This window comes from Actinocorallia libanotica (genome assembly GCF_039525175.1).
GTDB classification, from domain to species: domain Bacteria; phylum Actinomycetota; class Actinomycetes; order Streptosporangiales; family Streptosporangiaceae; genus Actinocorallia; species Actinocorallia libanotica.
In genome coordinates this window covers 1-18,434 of sequence record NZ_BAAAHH010000038.1, presented here as the reverse complement: position 1 = coordinate 18,434, position 18,434 = coordinate 1, and the positions used below count along the sequence as shown (strand labels likewise).

Sequence of the window (18,434 nt, the reverse complement as noted above, 5' to 3'; positions counted from 1 at the left end):
GGCACCACGTGACCACGGCGATACAGCCCGAGGTCCCTGAGGCGCGCGACGCCGATGCGGCGCGATCGACGCACCCGGCCGGCGCCGGGCCGGGTTTCGCGCCCGGCGTCCAGGTGCGCATCCGCGACGAGCAGTGGCTCGTGAAGTCCGTCGCGGACTCCCGCGACGGACTCATGGTCGAGGTCAGCGGGGTCTCCTCGTTCGTCCGCGGCACGGACGCGGTGTTCTACTCCGATCTGGACCAGATCGACGTACTTGATCCGCGCAGGACCCGGCTCGTGCCCGACGACACCTCCAAGCACGCCAAGGCCCGCCTCTACCTGGAGGCGGTCGTCCGCAAGACCGCGCTGCCGCAGACCGAGCACGGCATCGCGCTCGCCGACTCCTTTCTCATGGACCGGCAGGAGCATCAGCTGCGCCCCGCCGAGCTGGCGCTGTCCATGCGTAACCCGCAGCCCCGACTGCTGATCGCCGACGTTGTCGGTTTGGGCAAGACGCTGGAAATCGGGATCATTCTCTCGGAACTGATCCGGCGGGGACGCGGTGAGCGCATCCTCGTGGTCACGCCCGCCCATGTGTTGGAGCAGTTCCAGCGCGAGCTGTGGACCCGCTTCGCCCTGCCGCTGGTGCGCCTGGACTCCACCGGCATCCAGCGCATCCAGCAGGAGATCCCGGCGGGCCGGAACCCGTTCGCCCACTTCAAGCGCGCCATCGTCTCCGTCGACACCCTCAAGTCGGCGACGTACGCCCACCACCTGGAGAAGTCCGACTGGAACGCGGTGGTCATCGATGAGTCGCACAACCTCGTGAACAAGGGCACCCGCAACAACCGTCTCGCCCGCCGCCTTGCCGAGCGGACCGATGCGCTGATCCTGGCCTCGGCCACTCCGCACAACGGTGACGCCGAATCCTTTGCCGAGCTGATCGGGATGCTCGACCCGGCGGCGATCGCCGACCCCAAGAATTACAAGGTCGCCGATCTCGACCACCTCTACATCAGGCGCACCAAGAACGACCGCGAGGTGCGCAACGGCCTCAAGGGCAAACCCTGGGCCGAACGCGGGGCCTCACTGCCGGTGCCGGCCCCGGCGACGCCGAAGGAGGTCGCCGTCCTGGAGAAGCTGGCGAGCGAGTGGACCCCGGGGGACCCCGACCGCTCGTCGGTCTGCGCCGATCCGCTGGTCGGCTACAACTTCCTGAAGGCGTTCCTCTCCTCCCACGTCGCTCTGCGCAAGTCCCTTGCCAATCGCCGTGCCTACCTGGACAACCCGAAGCGCAGGATCTCGAAGGACAAGGCCGCAGCGGATGCCCCCGAGCGGCGCGCCGCTCTCACTGCCGAAAGCAGGGCTCTGGCGGAGCTGGAGGCCTTGGTCGCGGACTTCACCGACCACGACTCCGCCAAACTCGACGCGCTCGTGCGCACGCTGAAGGACGTCCTCCAGGTCGGCCCGCGCTCCGAGCGCCGAGTCGTGATCTTCTCCGAGCGGATTGACACCCTGAACTGGCTGGCCCAGGAGGTCCCGGCCCGGCTCGGCTTCACGAAGAACCAAGCCAAGGCCGACACAACGCGCCCGTGGAAGGCGTACGGCGGTGCCGTCGAAGTCATGCACGGCGATGTCACCAACGACCAGCAGCAGCAGGAAATCGTCGACCGCTTTGGCCGGCTCGAGGAACCGGTGCGGCTGCTGTTCACCGGTGACATCGCCTCCGAGGGCGTCAACCTGCACCACCAGTGCCACGACCTCATCCACTACGACCTGCCCTGGTCCCTCATCCGCATCGAGCAGCGCAACGGACGCATCGACCGCTACGGGCAGGCGGTCAGCCCCGAGTTCCGTGCGCTCACCCTCACCGCCGACGTGCCCTGGCGGCGCAACGAGGAGAGCGGCGAAACGCTCACGCTCGACGACCGGCTCGTCGGCGCTCGCCTCCTGCGCCGCGAGGCCCAAGCGCACGAGATCGAGACCGGCGAAGGCAGCGCCGAGGCTGTCACCGGCCTCTACGACGACAAGAAGGAAGAGGACCGCCTCACCCGCGACCTCATCAAGGGCGGCACCGTCGAGCGCTCTATCAAGCAGTCCCAGCAGGAGTCCGGCGGGCTCCTTGCCGGACTCCTCGCCGGCGCCAATGCCCGGCTCGCCGATCCGGCGGCGGCTCCGACCGCCCTCGGCACGGCTCCGGTGCCCGAGGCCGACGTCCCTCGCGTGTTCGCCGACACCAAGGCCTACTTCCATGCGGCAGTGGACCTGATCTACCCGCAGGGTGAGCGCGAGGCCCTCAACTGGAGGTCCGAGACGGCCCACGGCCGCATCGAGTTCACCCCGCCCGACGACCTGCAGTATCGCTTCCGGGCACTGCCGAAGTCGTACCTAGAGCAAGAGAAGATCCTTACGACGTCCAAGCACGAAGGCACACTGCGCATCACCTTCGACAAGCAGTACGCCGCCGAGCGCCTGGAGGCGGCCCGCAACGCCAAACAGGGCAAGAGCGGCCAGCTCACCTCCCAGTGGCCCAACGTCTCCTACGTCTGCGACATCCACCCCGTGCTCGACTGGGTGACGGACAAGGTTCTGGCCAGGCTCCGGTACGACGAGGCGTTCGTCCTCGCCTACCGGCCCGACACCGCCAGAGCCGAGCGGATCGACGCCGCCCTGCCCGAGGCCCTCACCGGGCCGGTCTACCTCCTCCAAGGCGTCTACTCCAACGAGGCGGGCAAGCCGACGGTCGTGGAGTGGATGGCCGTCACCGGCCTCGCCGAGGCTGCTCCTCGCGTCTGGCGCATGGACTCGGCGTTCCTCACCGCCTGCGGCGTGGGTCCCGACATGCCCGGCCGCGCCCAGCCTGTGGCCCTCGGCCTCCTTCAGGAACTCCTGCCCGCGGCCATCGACGCGGCCGAGACCCATCTGCGCGAGCGCCGCGCCGACTACGACGAGCAGGTCGACTCCTACCTGGCCCCGTACGAGGACCGGGTGCGGGTCTGGGAGCAGGGCGCTCTGATCGCCGTCGGCAACCAGCAGGACCGCCGCGACCAGGTGTACGGCACCGCCGCCCGCCGCCGCGACCTCGTACGCAGTCTGCGGACCGCCAGCGACCCGATGCTGCGGGTCCTCGGCGTCCTCGAACCCCTCCACATCACCGCGTCCGCCGAGGAGTCCGCACGATGAGCTACGCCTACGACTCCTTCGTCAACCGCGGCGAATACCTCTCCGCCCATTACTTCAGCGAGGAGCTGAAGACCACCCTCACGAAAGCCAAGGCAGGCGACGAGGGCCTGTTCACCCTGTGGACCGGCCGTGAGAGCGACCCGCACGACTCTCAGCCCACCCCGCGTGAACTCCTGCCCAAGCTCCGCGGTGAGTACCTGGCCGCCGTGCGCCCTTTCCTGGCCTCCCGGGCCCAGCGGAAAGAACCCGGCGGCACCTACGACGACCCCACGGGCGAGTGGGCCGAGCGCATCGCCGCCTGGCACACCGCCGTCCTCGCAGCCCTCGGATACGACGAGCAGTCCGAGCCGGTCACCGTGCATAACGCGGGCAAGGACTACGAACTCCAAGCCGCCTGGCACGGAGACGGCATCATCGCCCTCGACTGCGGCTGGACCGCCGTCCTTGACGATGCCCTCGACCCCGACAGGGCTGGACGGCTCCTGCACCCCCTCAAGACCGCCGGCGGTCTCTTCGAAACCGGCGAGAAATTGGCGAGCTGGCTCTTCCAAAGCGAACTGCATGAACCCGGCGGCGACGCTCCCCGCTTCGTGCTGCTGCTCTGCGGCGGCGTGCTCGTCCTCGCCGACCGCCACGCTTGGGCCGAAGGCCGCTATCTCGCTGCCGACCTGGACGTGGCCCTTGCCCGTAACGACACGACGAAGACCGGCGAACTCGCCCTCCTCGCCGCCCTCTTCTCCCGCGACATGCTCACGCCCCGCCCCGACGGCAAGGGCCGGCGCATCGACGACCTGCTGAAGTCCTCTCGCGACAACGCCGTCGGCGTCAACTCCGAGCTCCGCAAGGGACTCCAGCACTCCGTCGAGATCATCGCGAACGAGGTCCTCGCCCGCCTGCGCGAGGCGAAGATCGAGCCGCGTGAGATCGAGGACCTCAAGAAGGGCCCATTCGCCAAGCAACTCACCCGCGAGTCGCTGCGCTACCTCTACCGCATCCTCTTCCTCCTGTACGCCGAGGCCCGTCCCGAGCTGGGCATCCTGCCCGCCGACGACTCCACCTACGAGGCCGGCTACTCGATCGCCCGGCTGCGCGAGCTGGTGGCACGCGAACGAAAGCTGGTCGACGAGGACAGCCGTGGCGGCTTCCATCTCTACGCCTCCCTCGACATCCTGTTCAACAAGGTCAACTACGGCCACCGTCCGCACGGCACCGAAGCGGACGACGACAAGCCCGCCGACGAGCGCAGCGAGAAGCGCGGCCTGCGCTTTGAGTCTCTGCGCAGCGAGCTGTTCGACCCGAAGGCGATCACTCTCATCGGCCGTGGCGTCCTGGACCCTCGATCGGACGGCGACGAGCTTCCGCGATGGCTGGACCTGCGGCTGCGCAACGAGGCTTTGCACCAGGTGCTGCGGCTGCTCACCATGAAGGAAGCTGGGCAGAGGGGCCGTCAGGGCGGCTTCATCTCCTACCGCAACCTCGGCATCAACCAGCTCGGCGCCGTCTACGAGGGCCTGATGTCCTACACCGGCATCATCGCTGAGAAGGAGCTGGCCGAGGTCGCCAAGCCAGGTGCGAAGAAGGGCGGCAAGCAGCATGGCGACCCCGAGAAGGGGTCCTGGCTCGTCCGCGCCGGCCGGCTGAGTGACTATCCGGAGAACACACACGTCGTGTACTCCGCCCAGGACGCCGAACAGCGCGGCCTGCGCGGCCCCAAGAAGTACCTTCCGGGCACCTTCGTCTACCGGTTGGCCGGTCGTGACCGCGAGACATCCGCCTCCTACTACACGCCTGAGTCCCTCACCGAGGTCACCGTCGAGCTGGCGCTCAAGTACCGCCTCGACCAGGATAAGGACTCCGACGGCAACCCGGTCCGGACCCGCGCGAGCGAGCTCCTGCGCTACACGATCTGCGAACCGGCCCTGGGCTCCGGCGCGTTCCTCAACGAGGCGATCGACCAAGTCGCCGAGGAATATCTCAAGCGCCGTCAGGAGGAGACGGGCATCAGCCTGGACACCTCGAAGGCACTCGACGCCAAGCAGAAGGTGAAGGCCTACATCGCCCTCCACAACGCCTACGGGGTCGACCTGAACGCGACGGGCGTGGAGCTCGCGGAGGTGTCGCTGTGGCTCAACACCATGCACCCCGGCATGCGCGCACCCTGGTTCGGCCTGCACCTGCGACGCGGCAACTCCCTCATCGGCGCACGGCGCCGGGTGTATGAGGCCGAGCGCATCGAGAAGGAGCGGACCATCGGCGCGCAGACGCCGACCAAGCTGCCGTTCCGGGCTGCCGAGGACGGCGCGGAGCAGCCGTTGCCGAAAGGGGCCGTACACCAGTTCCTCCTGCCCTCACCCGGCTGGGGCGCTGTCGCGGGAGCAGGAGGCGACGCCAAGAAGCTGGTCGAGCAGCTTGCCGGGGCGCAAGCGGAGCAGCTGAAAGCATGGAAGAAGGGCATCCAGACCAAGCCCAAGACGACGGGCGGCAAGAGCGGCCAGCTCGCCCGGCTGCAGGCGGCGGCTCGTCGTGTCGAGTACCTGTGGCGACTCGTCGCCAAGCGCATGGAACTGAGCGAGCGGGAGATCTCCCGCACCATCGCCGTGTGGGAGGCCGACCGGGTGGAGGACGCCGAGGAGTACGCCTTCCTCCGCCGCGACAAGCAGAACACCGACCAGAGCCTGCCACTGACCAAGGAGCAGGTCTTCCAGGACCTCTTCGAGGCGGAGGGCTCCCCGTACTGGCGGCTCAAGCAGGTCATGGACGCCTGGTGCGCGCTGTGGTTCTGGCCGCTGGACAAGGTGGGCCTGCTGGACGGCACGGACCCGGAGTACGCCACGGCGCCGGTGGTGCCGGCGCAGGCCGGGGCGGACCTGGATGCGCTGCTGTCATCGGCGGCCGGGCAGACCGTCGAGATCGAGGCGGCCGTACCGGGACCCGCGCCCGCGCCTCAATTCGTTGAGAACCAGCTGCTGTTCGCCATGGACGGTGACCAGATCTCCCTGGGCGAAATAGGGGACGACGACGGGCTCGTGGAGAAGAAGGAACTCAAGGCGCATACCTTCTCCGTCCACAAGAAGGCCAGCGGGCCGGTACGCCGCCGCGCCATCATCCCGCTCGCGGACCTAGACGACTGGATCGCCTTCCTGGAATCCATGGTGGGCACGGGACCGGTACCGGAGAACACCCTCGCCGAGACTTTCGACTCCCTCCAGGAGCTGAAGACCCTCGAAAAGTGGATCGAGGGCGAGATGGGCATGGACGATGCCCGCAAAGCGGTCGAGACGCGATACCCGTGGATGCGCGTGGTCCGCGACCTCGCCGACGAACACGGTTTCTTGCACTGGGAACTGGACTTCGCGGGCGTGTTCGTCGGCGAGGCGGGGGGCTTCGACCTTCAGGTGGGCAACCCGCCATGGGTACGGCCGGAGTGGAAGGAGGACCCGGTCCTCGCGGAGTACGAGCCATGGTTCATGCTCGCGGTGGAGCCGAAACCGGAAGACAAAAGCGAGCGGCGGGAGACCGAACTCGCGCGCGAGGAGGTGCGGGAGTATCTGCTCGGCGAGGCGACGAATACGGTGACAATGGCGAGCTACCTCTCGGCGGCGCCCGTCTACCCGCTGATCTCGGGAACCCAGCCAGACCTGTACCGGGCGTTCATGTGCGAGGTGTGGGATCACGCCGGACGCGGCGGCGCCGCCGGGATGGTGCACCCCGACACGCACTTCGCCGGGGACAAGGAGGCCGCACTGCGCGCGGCGGCCTACCGGCGGCTGCGCGTGCACGGTGACTTCGTCAACGCAGGCAACCGCTTCTTCCCGCCGCCGGTGGGCCGGTCCAGCCACTTCGGCGTCCACATCTACGGGGCGGAAGGGGAGATCTCCTTCGACTCGTTGTCGTGGCTCTTCACCGTCGACTCGCTCCGGCTGTCCGCCTTCGCCGAGGACGCGGGCGCCGATCCCGGCGTCAAGTACGCCGGCGGCTGGGACGAGCGCCCTCACCCCAAGCGCGTCGTCCGCGTGACCACCGACACCCTCAAACGGTGGCGTCGGCTGGTGGGTGATGAAGGACCCCTGGACCACACCCGGCTGCTCACACCGGTGAGCACGGCGGAGGACCCGGCGATCGATGCGCTGGGGACCTATCCCTTGCGCCTCGGCGCTCTGCATCCCGACATCACCCCCGGATACCACGAAAGCGGAGCCAAGAAGGCGCAGTTCGGCCCGGACAAGAACCAGCGGCTCATCAACTACAACACCGGCGTCGACGGCCAAGAGGACTACCACGCGCAGGAATGGAGCGACGTCATCCTCAAGGGACCGCAGATCGGCGTCGCCAACCCGATGTTCAAGCAGCCCAGCCAAGGCGGCGGCGAGGTACGCGGCCTCGACCCGAGGACGCTCGCGGACGACGCGGTGCCGGAGTCGGAGTACCGGTGCGCGGCTCCACGCGACGTGTTCCTGGGCGAGCAGGACAGATGGCCCGACTGGGAGAGGTACGAGGCGCTGCTCGCGTCGCGGGAGGAGCGGGTGCGGGCGCGGATCCGAATCGCGGAGAAGCACAGGGTGGAGCCGGAGGAGGTCGAGGAAGAACAGGTCGAGAAGTTCCTGCTGGCCGAGGCGAGCCATCCCTACAGCGAGGACTATCGGGTTGCGTGGCGCCAGATGATTGCTCCAGATACAGAGAGGGCTCTGTACGCGGCCCTACTGCCTCCTGGCCCAACGCATGTCCATGGCCTACGAACGATGAGGCTTCGGAGCCGTCGTCAAACAGTGTTGGTTAGCGGTCTGTTCGCGGCATTGCCGTCCGACTACCTCTTGAGGACATCCGGCACGGCTAATTTTGATGTTGCGCAAGTTTCGAAGTTCCCCGCTTTCCAGCCCGACTTTCCTCTAGCCCCCGCCCTCCTCCTCCGTACCCTCCGGCTGAACGCTCTCACCACCGCCTACGCCGATCTCTGGGCGGAGCTCTACGACCCCGGGTGGCCTGGCTACGAGCCCTGGGCGATCGAATGGCCCTACCTCAGGACCGAACTGCACGACGTCACCCCCACCTGGCGGCGCGACACCCCGCTTCGCACCGAGTACGCCCGCCGCGCCGCTCTCGTCGAGATCGATGCGCTCGTCTCGGTATGGCTTGGCATCGACGCGGACACGCTCATCGCCATGTACCGGGCCCGCTTCCCGATCATGCAGGACTTCGACCGGGTGATGTGGTTCGACGCTAACGAGCGGAAGATCGCCGGGGACCGGTACACGTACGGTTTCGACCAGACCAAGGACCACTGGACCCAGTTCGTGGCCTACGAGAAGGACCCCGAGTCCGCCCCCGTCCCCGACGGCTACACCGCCCCCTTCTACAAGACCGACCGCGAGCGCGAGATGCGTGAAGCTCACGCCTACTTCAAAGAGTGTCTCGACGAAGCCGTGGCGAAGGGACTGTGGGACCCGGAGAAGATGGAGGTCCCGACCCCGTGAGGCCGACCCTCGAAGCGCAGGGACTCAAGGAGAGCCTGCTCCAGTATCTGTCCACGACGTACGGTCTCGCCGACGAGGGCGCCCGTAAGGCGCTGCACGCCTTCCTCGGGGAGGAGACGACGGGCATGTTCCGTGGCCCGTACCTGCGGCTGCGTACCCCCTTCACCCCGGCTGGCGACGGTTGGCAGCAGCACCTGGATTGGGTGCGCACCGACGGCTGGACACCGCACGCGCACCAGGCCCGCGCCTTCGCCCGGCTGACCTCGAAGGACGGGCACGCACCTCAGCCCACGCTGGTCACGACGGGCACAGGCTCTGGCAAGACGGAGGCGTTCCTGTACCCGGTGCTCGATCACTGTGCCCGTGAGCGCGCAGCCGGGAACAGCGGGGTCAAGGCCGTCCTGCTCTATCCGATGAACGCGCTGGCCACCGACCAGGCGGCCCGGATCAACGAACTGCTCACCGACTACGAGGAGCTGAGCGGCGTCCGCGCCGGCCTGTACATCGGGGACAAGGCGGCGACGCACTACGACCGGGTCTACACGCGCCGTCAGGACATGCGGTTGTCTCCGCCGGACATCCTGATCACCAATTACAAGATGCTCGACCAGCTTCTGCAGCGTGCCGCAGATGCTCCCCTGTGGGACGGCTGCGACATCCGCTACGTGGTCGTCGACGAGTTCCACTCCTACGACGGCGCGCAGGGCACCGATGTGGCGATGCTGCTGCGCCGTCTCGCCATCGCCGTCGGTGCCGGCCGGCCCGGCGAGCCGCTCGGCACGATCACTCCCGTCGCGACCTCCGCGACTCTCGCCTCCAGCACCGACGACGAAGGAATGCGCCGGCTTCTCTCGGCGGCCGCCCATGTCTTCGGCGCCGAGTTCACCCAGGACTCGATCATCGGCGAGGACCGGCTGACGGTCGAGGAGTTCATGCTCGACGAGTCGGTCCCGGACGCGAAGTTCCTTCCCGGCCAGGTCACGCCCCCTGAGACGTTGACTGCTCTGCAGGATCCTGCCGCCGGCCTCGAAGCGCTCGCGGACCTCGCCGGGGCCGTCATCGGAGTTCGTACCATCGACCCGTTCGTTATCGGTGCCGCGCTCAGGCGCAACCGTCTGACGTACGCGGTTTTGAAGGCGTTCGACGGCACGGTGCGCACCTATGACGAGGTGCTCGACGTGATGCGCCGCAGCGGGGCGAGGAGCTGGGACGAGACGATCACAACGCGGCCGCAGGTCGCTGCGCTGGCGCTCGCCCGCTTCGTCGCCCTGCTGGCGGTGGCGCGTGACCCCGAGGCGCCGCGCGCCTCCAGACGGCCTCTGATCCAGGTCGAGGTGCATCAATGGGCGCGGTCCGTCACGCGCGTGCTGCGCGGGGTGCTGCCCTGGCCGAAGGCCGAGTTCGCCTGGGACGCCTCCGGGGCGCACAACCGGCTGCGCACGACGCCAGACACCACCGCCTCCCGCGACACCAAGGTCTTCCTTCCCGCGGTGTACTGCCGCGAGTGCGGGCGCTCGGGCTGGTCGGTCCTCGCCCCCGAGTCGGATTTCGAGGAGCTGGGCTTCGAGGCCCACAAGATCCGCCGGGCCACGGTCACCGCCGACAAGGCCAAGGTACGCACCCTGGTGGCGGCCACCGACAACGAGGCCCGTGAAGGCAATGGCCGCACCCTGATGGACAGGGCGGCGCAGAGGTCGCTGACCACCGGCGGCGCAGGCGTGCTCATGGTGCTCGACGGTCTCTCCCGCCGACTGCGTCTACCCGACCCCCAAGACGACTACGACGACGAAGGCAACCCGCAGCCCGCCGGCCCGGACTCGGTCTTCGTCCTCGTCCAACTCGGCGACACTGCGGAACGCGCCGCCAAGGACGACTGGTGCCCGGCATGCGGCACGCACAACGCGATCCGCTTCCTCGGTACGGGCGCCGCCGCGCTCACCGCCGCGTCCGTCACCCAGCTGTTCACCGGCGGGGAGATGGACAAGGAGCAGCGTGAGACGAAGACGCTGATGTTCAATGACTCGGTGCAGGACGCTGCGCACCGGGCCGGTTTCGTCGCCTCCCGCTCGTACACTTTCTCTCTGCGTGCCCTGTTCGCCAAGCACCTGAACGAGCAACGTCCCACCGCGCTCAACGACCTCGTCGCCGACGTCGTCGCCGCCACCACCGACCGCGAGACGCTCGCCGCCGTGGTCCCGCCGGATCTGCACGACGACACGGGCGTGGCGCGTTTGCTGTTGGGCAAAGGTCGCGGCGGGAGCAAGAAGACCTGGGACCTGATCGGTGAGCGGTTCGCGTTCGAGGCCGTGATGGAGTTCGGCCACCGTTCCCGCAACGGCCGTACCCTCGAACTGACCCGCACCGCGGCCGCTTGGGTGGGTATTCCCGACGAGCGGGCGGCCGTGGCGATCGTCCGCGCCGCCCATGAAGAATCCGCCCACCGAGGACTCGCGCTCACCGAACACGACGACGCCCGCTACCTGGCCTTCCTGCGCGGCCTACTGGAGCGGCTGCGCACACGAGGCGCGGTCGGGCACAGGTGGCTGGAGAAGTTCCTCGATGAGGCGGGCACTAGCCGATACTTCATCTGGGGCGGCCGCCCGCGCGGCATGAAGGCCTTCCCCAGGGGAGTCTCTGCGCCGAGCTTCCTGCTCGCACGGCCCAAGCACGGCAGCGAGTTCGACATCGCCGCCGGGCGCCTGTCCTGGTACCAGACCTGGGCGCAGCGCTGCTTCGACATGACCCGCGAGCAGGCCGACGAGTTCTGGGTGCAGCTGCTGCCCCAGCTCACCGACGCCGGACTGCTGGCGGCGCGCACCCCGCGCGACACCGCCGTCCGCGTCTACGGCCTCCAGCCGGGCGCTGTCCGCCTGCAGCGGTTGGCCGACGCGCAGGCCAACGAGTCGTATGCGCGCTGCCCGAAGTGCTTCTGGGAGCAGACCGTCCACCCCTCGCTGCTGGCGCAGTACCACGGACAGCCCTGCCCGGCGTATCGCTGTACGTCCGGGCGGCTGGTCGCGGGCGACCGGTGGCTGGAGACCGTCGACCGGCACGACCGGGACCGCGACTACCGCGACGACTACTACCGCGGCCTGTACCGGCGAGCCGGCACCTACCAGATCGTCACCGCCGAACACACCGGTCTGCTCTCCCGGGCCAAGCGCGAGCGCGTCGAGAGCGCCTTCCGTGACGGCGAGGGGTTCAACGACCCCAACGTGCTGTCCTGCACGCCCACCCTGGAGATGGGCATCGACATCGGCGACCTGTCCGCCGTCGTCCTGGGTGCCCTTCCACGCGGGCCGGCCAACTACGCCCAGCAGGCGGGTCGGGCCGGGCGCCGTACCGGGAACGCCTTCCTGCTGACCATCCCCGACCGCTCCCGTCGTGACCTGTACTTCCTCGACCGGCCACGCGACATGATCGACGGACGGATCGTGCCGCCGGGCTCGTACCTGTCGGCCGTCGAGATCCTGCGCCGCCAGTACACCGCGCACCTGCTCGATCTCGCGGCGCGCGGCCGGCTGCCGCGTGAGGACGGCAGACCGCTGGCGGCCCTGCCGCGCCGGGTCGATGAGCTCTTCGGCCCCTCCGGCTACCTCGCCGACTTCACCGAGGCAGCCCTCGCCCGCGGCGAGCGGCTCGTCGCGGACTTCCTCGCGCTCTTCCCGACCGGCGTGAGCGAGACCGCCCGACAGGAACTGAAGCGGTACGCGGTCCGCGGCATTCGCAGCGCGATCGAGAAGGCCGAGCGGGAGTGGGGACGCGAGAACCAGAAACTGCGCACCCGTATCCGGACGATCCGCGCCGCGATCGACGAACTCAAGGACGGAGACGACGAACAGGCGCGCACGAAGGCGGAGCTGGAGGCCGAGCTGGGCTCCGTCTCGAAACAGGGCGCCGCACGCCAGCGCCGGCCCGCACAGAGCGTGCTGTGCGACCTCGGCCTGCTGCCCAACTACGCCCTCATCGACGCCGCGACCACCCTTGAGGCCACCATCTTCTGGCCCGAGGGCACCACACCCGAGGGCGGAGTCCGCTACAAGTCGAAGTCGTTCTCCTACGGGCGGCCGCGCGGCTTCGCCCTGTCTGAGCTCGCCCCCGGCAACACCTTCTACGCCGAGGGCTACAAGCACCGGATCACCGGCATCGACATCATCACCGGCCGGGATCGGGACTGGCGCCACTGGCGGTTCTGCCCCTCGTGCGGCTACGTCCGCACCGAGAACGCCGAGAACGACATCACGCCCTGCCCACGCTGCGGGGAGGAGGGCATCGCCGACTCCGGCAGCCTGCGGCAGGTCGTCCAGCCCAGCGTCGTCACGGCCCGCGACAAGCGGGAGGACGCCAGGATCGGCGACGAGAGCGACGATCGCGATCGCCGTTTCTACACGGTTGTGGACATGGTCGACATCGACCCCGGTCACTTCGCCGCGGGCAAGTCCTGGCGGCACACCAAGCAGACCTTCGGTGTGGACTACACCCGCCGCGCCGTCATCCGCCGCATCAACGCCGGACCGCTCAGTATCGGCGCCCAGGAGAACGACCGGCTCGCCGGACGGCCCGTGCGCATCGCTCCCTTCCACGTGTGCACCGCCTGCGGCGCCGCGAGCGCCGACGGAGTCGCGGTCTTCGACGACGACCGCGACTCCGTCGACAACTCCGCCAACCGCCGGCGCGAACTCAAGCACCACACCCCCTGGTGCCCGCTGCGGCGCGGCAAGGAGGACGTCCCCCAGGAACCCGTCCTGCTCGCCCACGAGCTGGAAACCGAGGCCCTGCGCATCCTGCTGCCCGCCGCGACCGTCCTCGTGGAAGAGAAGATCCACTCCTTCCAGGCGGCCCTGCGCCTGGGCGTGGACGACGCCTTCGGCGGCGACCCGCAGCACCTCGACACCACCCTCGCCACCATGCCGGACCGCGACACCGCGGAGAGGCGGAACTTCCTGGTCCTGTACGACCTTCTCCCGCACGGCACCGGCTATCTCGACCGGCTCACTGCTCCCGCGACCTTCCGCCAGGTACTCGAGAGCGCGCGCCGGCTGCTCGTGGAGTGCCCCTGCAACGGAGAGGGCATGCCGGCCTGCCACCGCTGCCTGTACCGCTACGCCGACGAGCAAAAGATCGAGCGCGTCTCCCGCCAGGCGGCCCTGGAGATCCTTGATGAACTCCTGGGCACCGACATCGACGCCTGGGACACCCAGCCGATCGGCAACACCGACCAGATCGGCCTCGACGGACAGATCGAATCCGACCTCGAGGCGCGCTTCCTCAAGGCCCTGCGCGGGTGGGCCGGACAACGCGGCGACGCCGCCCTGGAAGAGAGCGGCGACAACAGCGCCTACCTGCGTCTCGACGAGGTCGGCACCGTGCGCGGCTGGCGTTTGACCGCCCAGCGCAACGAGGGGTTCACCCGCACCGACTTCACCTTCGAACGCGTCGACGGCCCCAAGCAGAAGATCACCGTCTACCTCGACGGATACCGCTACCACGCCACCCGCCGCCACAACCGGCTCGCCGGCGATGCTGACAAGCGCAACCGGCTCCGGGCTGAGGGACGCGCAGTCTTCCAGCTCACCTGGGACGACCTCGACGCCTTCGAGCGGCAGACGAACACGGCGGAATCCTCCGCGAGGCGCGAGGCGGCCGAGCCGGTGTGGCCGCCGTATCCGCGCAGCGCCCAGAATCTCGCCCAGCAGCTGTACAGCGAGCGCGACGGCGATGACCTCGCCGCCACTGCCTTCACCGACCCGATGACTATGCTCCTGGCGTATCTGCGCGGTCCGGACGACGCGGCCTGGGGCAGGCGGGCATCGGCCGCGATCGGCGGGCTTCTCGGAACCGGCAAGGAACTCCTCGTCGGCAACGGCACCGCCGACCAGGCCAGCCAGGCGCTCGAATGCCTCCTCGACGCCTGGGGCCGTGCCGACGGCGCCGACCCGGCCCCCGTTCAGGGCGCGGGCACGCTCAACCTGTTCCAGACCTGCGACCAGTCCGGCCTCCCCATCGCCTTCCTCGTCGACGGATCCACCCGCCGCTGGTCCGCCCTGGCCTGCCTCGACGACGCCGCACCCGAGCAGCTCGGCACGCCCGAGCACAAGGCGCGCTGGCGCTCCTGGCTCCAGTGGTCCAACATCCTGCAGTTCCTCGCCCATGACGGCGGCGACGGCATCCAGCTGACCACCACCACCGCGGCGAGGTTCGACATGTCGGTCCTCAAAGCCTTCGGCGGTCTCGGTGAACTGGAGTCTCTCATCGTGCGGTACGGCACACCCGCACCGCGGCCCGCACCCACGCACGCCTCCCACGACACCCCCGTCGAAGCGGCGCTGCGGGATCTGCTGTGGGACCGGGAGATCCTCCAATACCTCGACGAGGACGAACCCGACACCCCCCTCACTCGCCTGGCCCATGCCTTGGCCGACGGCGGTAGGAAAGCCCCCGCCTACGGCCACGAGCTCGGCGAACGCCGCTGGCTCGCCGACTTCGTCTGGGACCACGGCGACCAGCGGATCGCTGTCATGGCCGAACCCTGCGACCAAGCGGACGAGGAGAGCGACAAGACCTGGCGCGCCTACCGCGACGCCGGTTTCACCATCCGCTCGGCCGACGACTGGCTCGCCGACCTCGACGCCCTGCTGGCCGCGCTTCCCGAGGCCGGCGTCCACCCCGATCCCGAGGAACAGAGCGCTGCACGATGACCGCACGTCTCAGCCTCTACCAAAAGGCCGAAAACGAGCTCTACAAGATGGACTCGTCGGTCAAGACGAAGTTCTACGACTTCTGTCACCAGTTCCGCATCAACCCCGATCACCCCAGCCTCGACCTCCAGCCCCTCAAGGGCGACAGCCGTATCTTCCGCGCGAAGATCGACCGTTCCTACCGGGCGCTTCTCGCCCGGGCCGGTACCGGTGCCGACGGCATCCAGCAGTGGCTGATTGTCGCCGTCCGCCACCGCAAGGACGTCTACGAAGAACTCACCGTCGCCATCAACCGGATCACCGGCGAGATCGAGTTCGTCGACCTCGGCGTCGTCGGCCAGAGCGTCCTCCAACGCGCGGGACTCCGACTTACCCCCGCCCCGGACGAGCAGGCCACGCCAGCCGAGCACACGCCCGCACCCGTGGAGACGCGGGAGCCGGCGCCCCCCGCCGAACCGATCCTCGCCAGCTGCGCTCCTGAGGACCTACGCCGGCTCGGCGTCGTCGACGCCCTCATCGCCATCGCCCTCACCGTCACCGACGACGAGGAACTCGACCAGCTCATCGCCGGCGCCCCGCGCCTGACCGCAGAAGTCCTCACCGGCCTCGGCTCCGGCATGACCGTCGAGGAGGTCGAGCGCGAGATCACCCTGCCCGCCGCGACCCCGCTCGAGCCGGGCTTCGAGAACGATATGGCCACGGCCCTCACTCGTACCGCGGTGACCACGGTCGACGACGACATCCGCAACGTCCTGGCCGAGGGCGACTTCCGTGCCTGGAAGGTCTACCTCCACCCCACCCAGCGCAAGATCGTCGAACGGAACTACAACGGTCCCGCCCGCGTCAGCGGCGGCCCCGGCACCGGCAAGACCATCGTCGCCCTGCACCGCGTCGCCCGGCTCGCAGCCGCCCTGCCGTCCGGCCCTGGCAGACCGATCCTGCTGACCACCTACACCAAGAACCTCACCGCCGACCTGCGCTCCCGGCTCACCTCGCTCATACCCCCCGCGCTGCTCGGCCGTATCGACATCAAGCACATCGACCAGCTCGCGCAGAGCGTTCTTAACGACAACACCTCGCCCGGCTCGCAACGCAGCCTGATCACTGACGATCAGGCCATGGACGTGCTGCGCGAGGTTCTCTTCGAACACGACGAGCAGCGTTGGGACGCCGAATTCCTCTTCGACGAATGGGAGCAGATCGTCCTCGGCCAGTCCCTGGCCACCCGCCAGGACTACTTCAAGGCCCGCCGCGCCGGCATGGGCCGCGCCCTCAACCGACCCGAACGCGCCGCCGTCTGGAAACTGCTCGACCAGTTCGCCCTGCGCCTCAACGGCCTGGGCCGGGAGACCTGGGCCCAGGCCGCCGAACGCGCCGCCCGCTACGAGATGGAACGCGCCCGCAAGATCCAGATCCGCGCCGAGCACAAACCCGACGACAGCACCCCGAACCATCTCGACGACGCCTCCGGGACGCGTCGCCTACGCCACCGCTATCAGCACATCGTCGTCGACGAGGCCCAAGACCTCAGCCCCGCCCACTGGAAGATGCTGCGCGCCATGGCCGCGCCCGGCCCGGACGACCTGTTCATCGCCGGCGACACCCACCAGCGGATCTACGACCGGCAGGTCACCCTCTCCACCGTCGGCATCAACATCCGCGGTCGCTCCTCGAAGCTGACCCTCAGCTACCGCACCACCCAGGAGATCCTCGACCAGGCCGCCAAGATCGTCCGCGGAGCCGCCTACGACGACCTCGACGACGGTACCGACACCCTCGACGGCTACCAATCCCTGCTGCGCGGCCCGGCCCCCGAATACGTCGCCTGCACCGACTGGACCGACGAGATCACCCAGCTCGCCCAGACTCTCGGACAATGGCGCGCGGAGATCACCCGGCCCGCTGTGGACGGCACCGTGCGCGACCCGAGCGGCCATCTCGCCGTCTGCGTCGCCGACGGAGAGATGGCCGACCGCGTCGCCGCCGACCTGGAGACCAAGCACGGCATCACCACCACCACCCTCACCAAGGACGGCCCGCAGGGCGATGGTGAAGTCCACATCGGCACCATGCACCGATTCAAAGGACTCGAATACCAGAGACTCGCGATCATCGGCGCAAGCGACGGCATCATCCCGCGCACCGCCTTCATCGACAAATACGCAACGACCGATCCCAACCGCTACGAACGCGAGCTCAAGAAAAGCCGCAACCAACTCTTCGTCGCCACCACCCGAGTCCGGGACGCACTACGCATCTCCTGGCACGGCAGACCCAGCCCGTTCCTGCCCCTGTAGGCGGGTTGCGGGACGCAGCGAGACCAAGGGCCGAGAAACCGCCTACCAAAACTAGAGAGGTTCAATGACTGTGTGACCTGGCCGTACTCAGATCTCGTCAGGTGCGATCCAGGCGCCATTTCTTTTCGGTGCGTTGATGCCGACGTGTTTCTCGGCCCAGCGGAACAAAGTCTCCGCTCGGTCTAGAACGTCTTCAGCGAGGTCGGCGGTCATCAAGACCAGCGGTGACTGGTCAGGCGTGAGCCGCTTTTGGGTTATGAGCAGGTCGGTGAGCCGGTTCTTCGCCTTGGAGTCGCTGTGTAGGAGAGCATTACGCCATGCTCCGATCTCCAGAAGGTAGGCCTTGTGGCTGTCGGGCAGGGCGAAGTCCGAGGGGCGAGATCTCGCCGTCGCGGCCTCAGGCAGCCGCTCCCAACGCTCCACCCACGAGACGTTCTTCTCGGTTCCGGCCTGCTGGTGAACCCAGTTGATGTAGCCCTCCGCTGCCGCTTGAACCTGGGTGAGCGTGGACTGTGTTTCGTCTCTTTCCCGCTGCCGCCGTTCCATGGCCTGGCCCCGAATCGCTTCCTCGGATTCCGCTTGGTCGGCGCGCTTACGAGCCCGAAGGGCAGCGACGATCGCGAGCCTGAACATCACTTGTGACGAGTTGTAGTTCTCCATACCGATGATCCTCCTCAACCGGTACGCCAGACCGTTAACCGCGAGTCCCAATTTCTGTGCTGGATCTTTGAGCCTCTTTCATCCTCGGCGAAGGGCTTTGATCACGGCATGATCGCGAGTTGAGGATTCGCCCCCGGACACAGA

The 18,434-nt window shown here is 68.4% G+C and carries 5 protein-coding genes; 4 read left to right on the top strand and 1 reads right to left on the bottom strand.

From position 1 onward, the window contains the following. The first annotated feature begins 8 nt into the window (after nucleotides 1–8). Genes ABD140_RS32595 through ABD140_RS32580 form a run of 4 tightly spaced genes read left to right on the top strand, consistent with a single transcriptional unit; the run spans nucleotide 9 to nucleotide 17,630 of the window. Entirely contained in the window at nucleotides 9–3,164 is a 3,156-nt protein-coding gene (locus tag ABD140_RS32595) for a DEAD/DEAH box helicase (RefSeq protein ID WP_344245437.1), read from the top strand. Next, nucleotides 3,161–8,635: a DNA methyltransferase family protein gene (locus ABD140_RS32590; RefSeq protein ID WP_344245435.1), complete on the top strand. Its 5,475-nt coding sequence runs from the start codon at nucleotides 3,161–3,163 to the stop codon at nucleotides 8,633–8,635. The genes ABD140_RS32595 and ABD140_RS32590 overlap by 4 nt, the downstream gene beginning before the upstream one ends. After that, nucleotides 8,632–15,333, top strand: a complete 6,702-nt coding sequence (locus ABD140_RS32585) for a DEAD/DEAH box helicase (protein ID WP_344245433.1) — start codon at nucleotides 8,632–8,634, stop codon at nucleotides 15,331–15,333. Before ABD140_RS32590 ends, ABD140_RS32585 begins: the two co-directional genes overlap by 4 nt. After that, nucleotides 15,330–17,630, top strand: coding sequence for a UvrD-helicase domain-containing protein (locus tag ABD140_RS32580; protein ID WP_344245431.1), 2,301 nt, complete (start codon nucleotides 15,330–15,332; stop codon nucleotides 17,628–17,630). The genes ABD140_RS32585 and ABD140_RS32580 overlap by 4 nt, the downstream gene beginning before the upstream one ends. Nucleotides 17,631–17,717: 87 nt before the next feature. Here the strand turns inward: ABD140_RS32580 and ABD140_RS32575 are convergent, their stop codons facing one another. Then, the gene (locus ABD140_RS32575) at nucleotides 17,718–18,290 is read right to left on the bottom strand and encodes a hypothetical protein (protein WP_344245429.1); all 573 of its coding nucleotides are present in this window, start codon (nucleotides 18,288–18,290) and stop codon (nucleotides 17,718–17,720) included. Nucleotides 18,291–18,434: the final 144 nt, after the last annotated feature.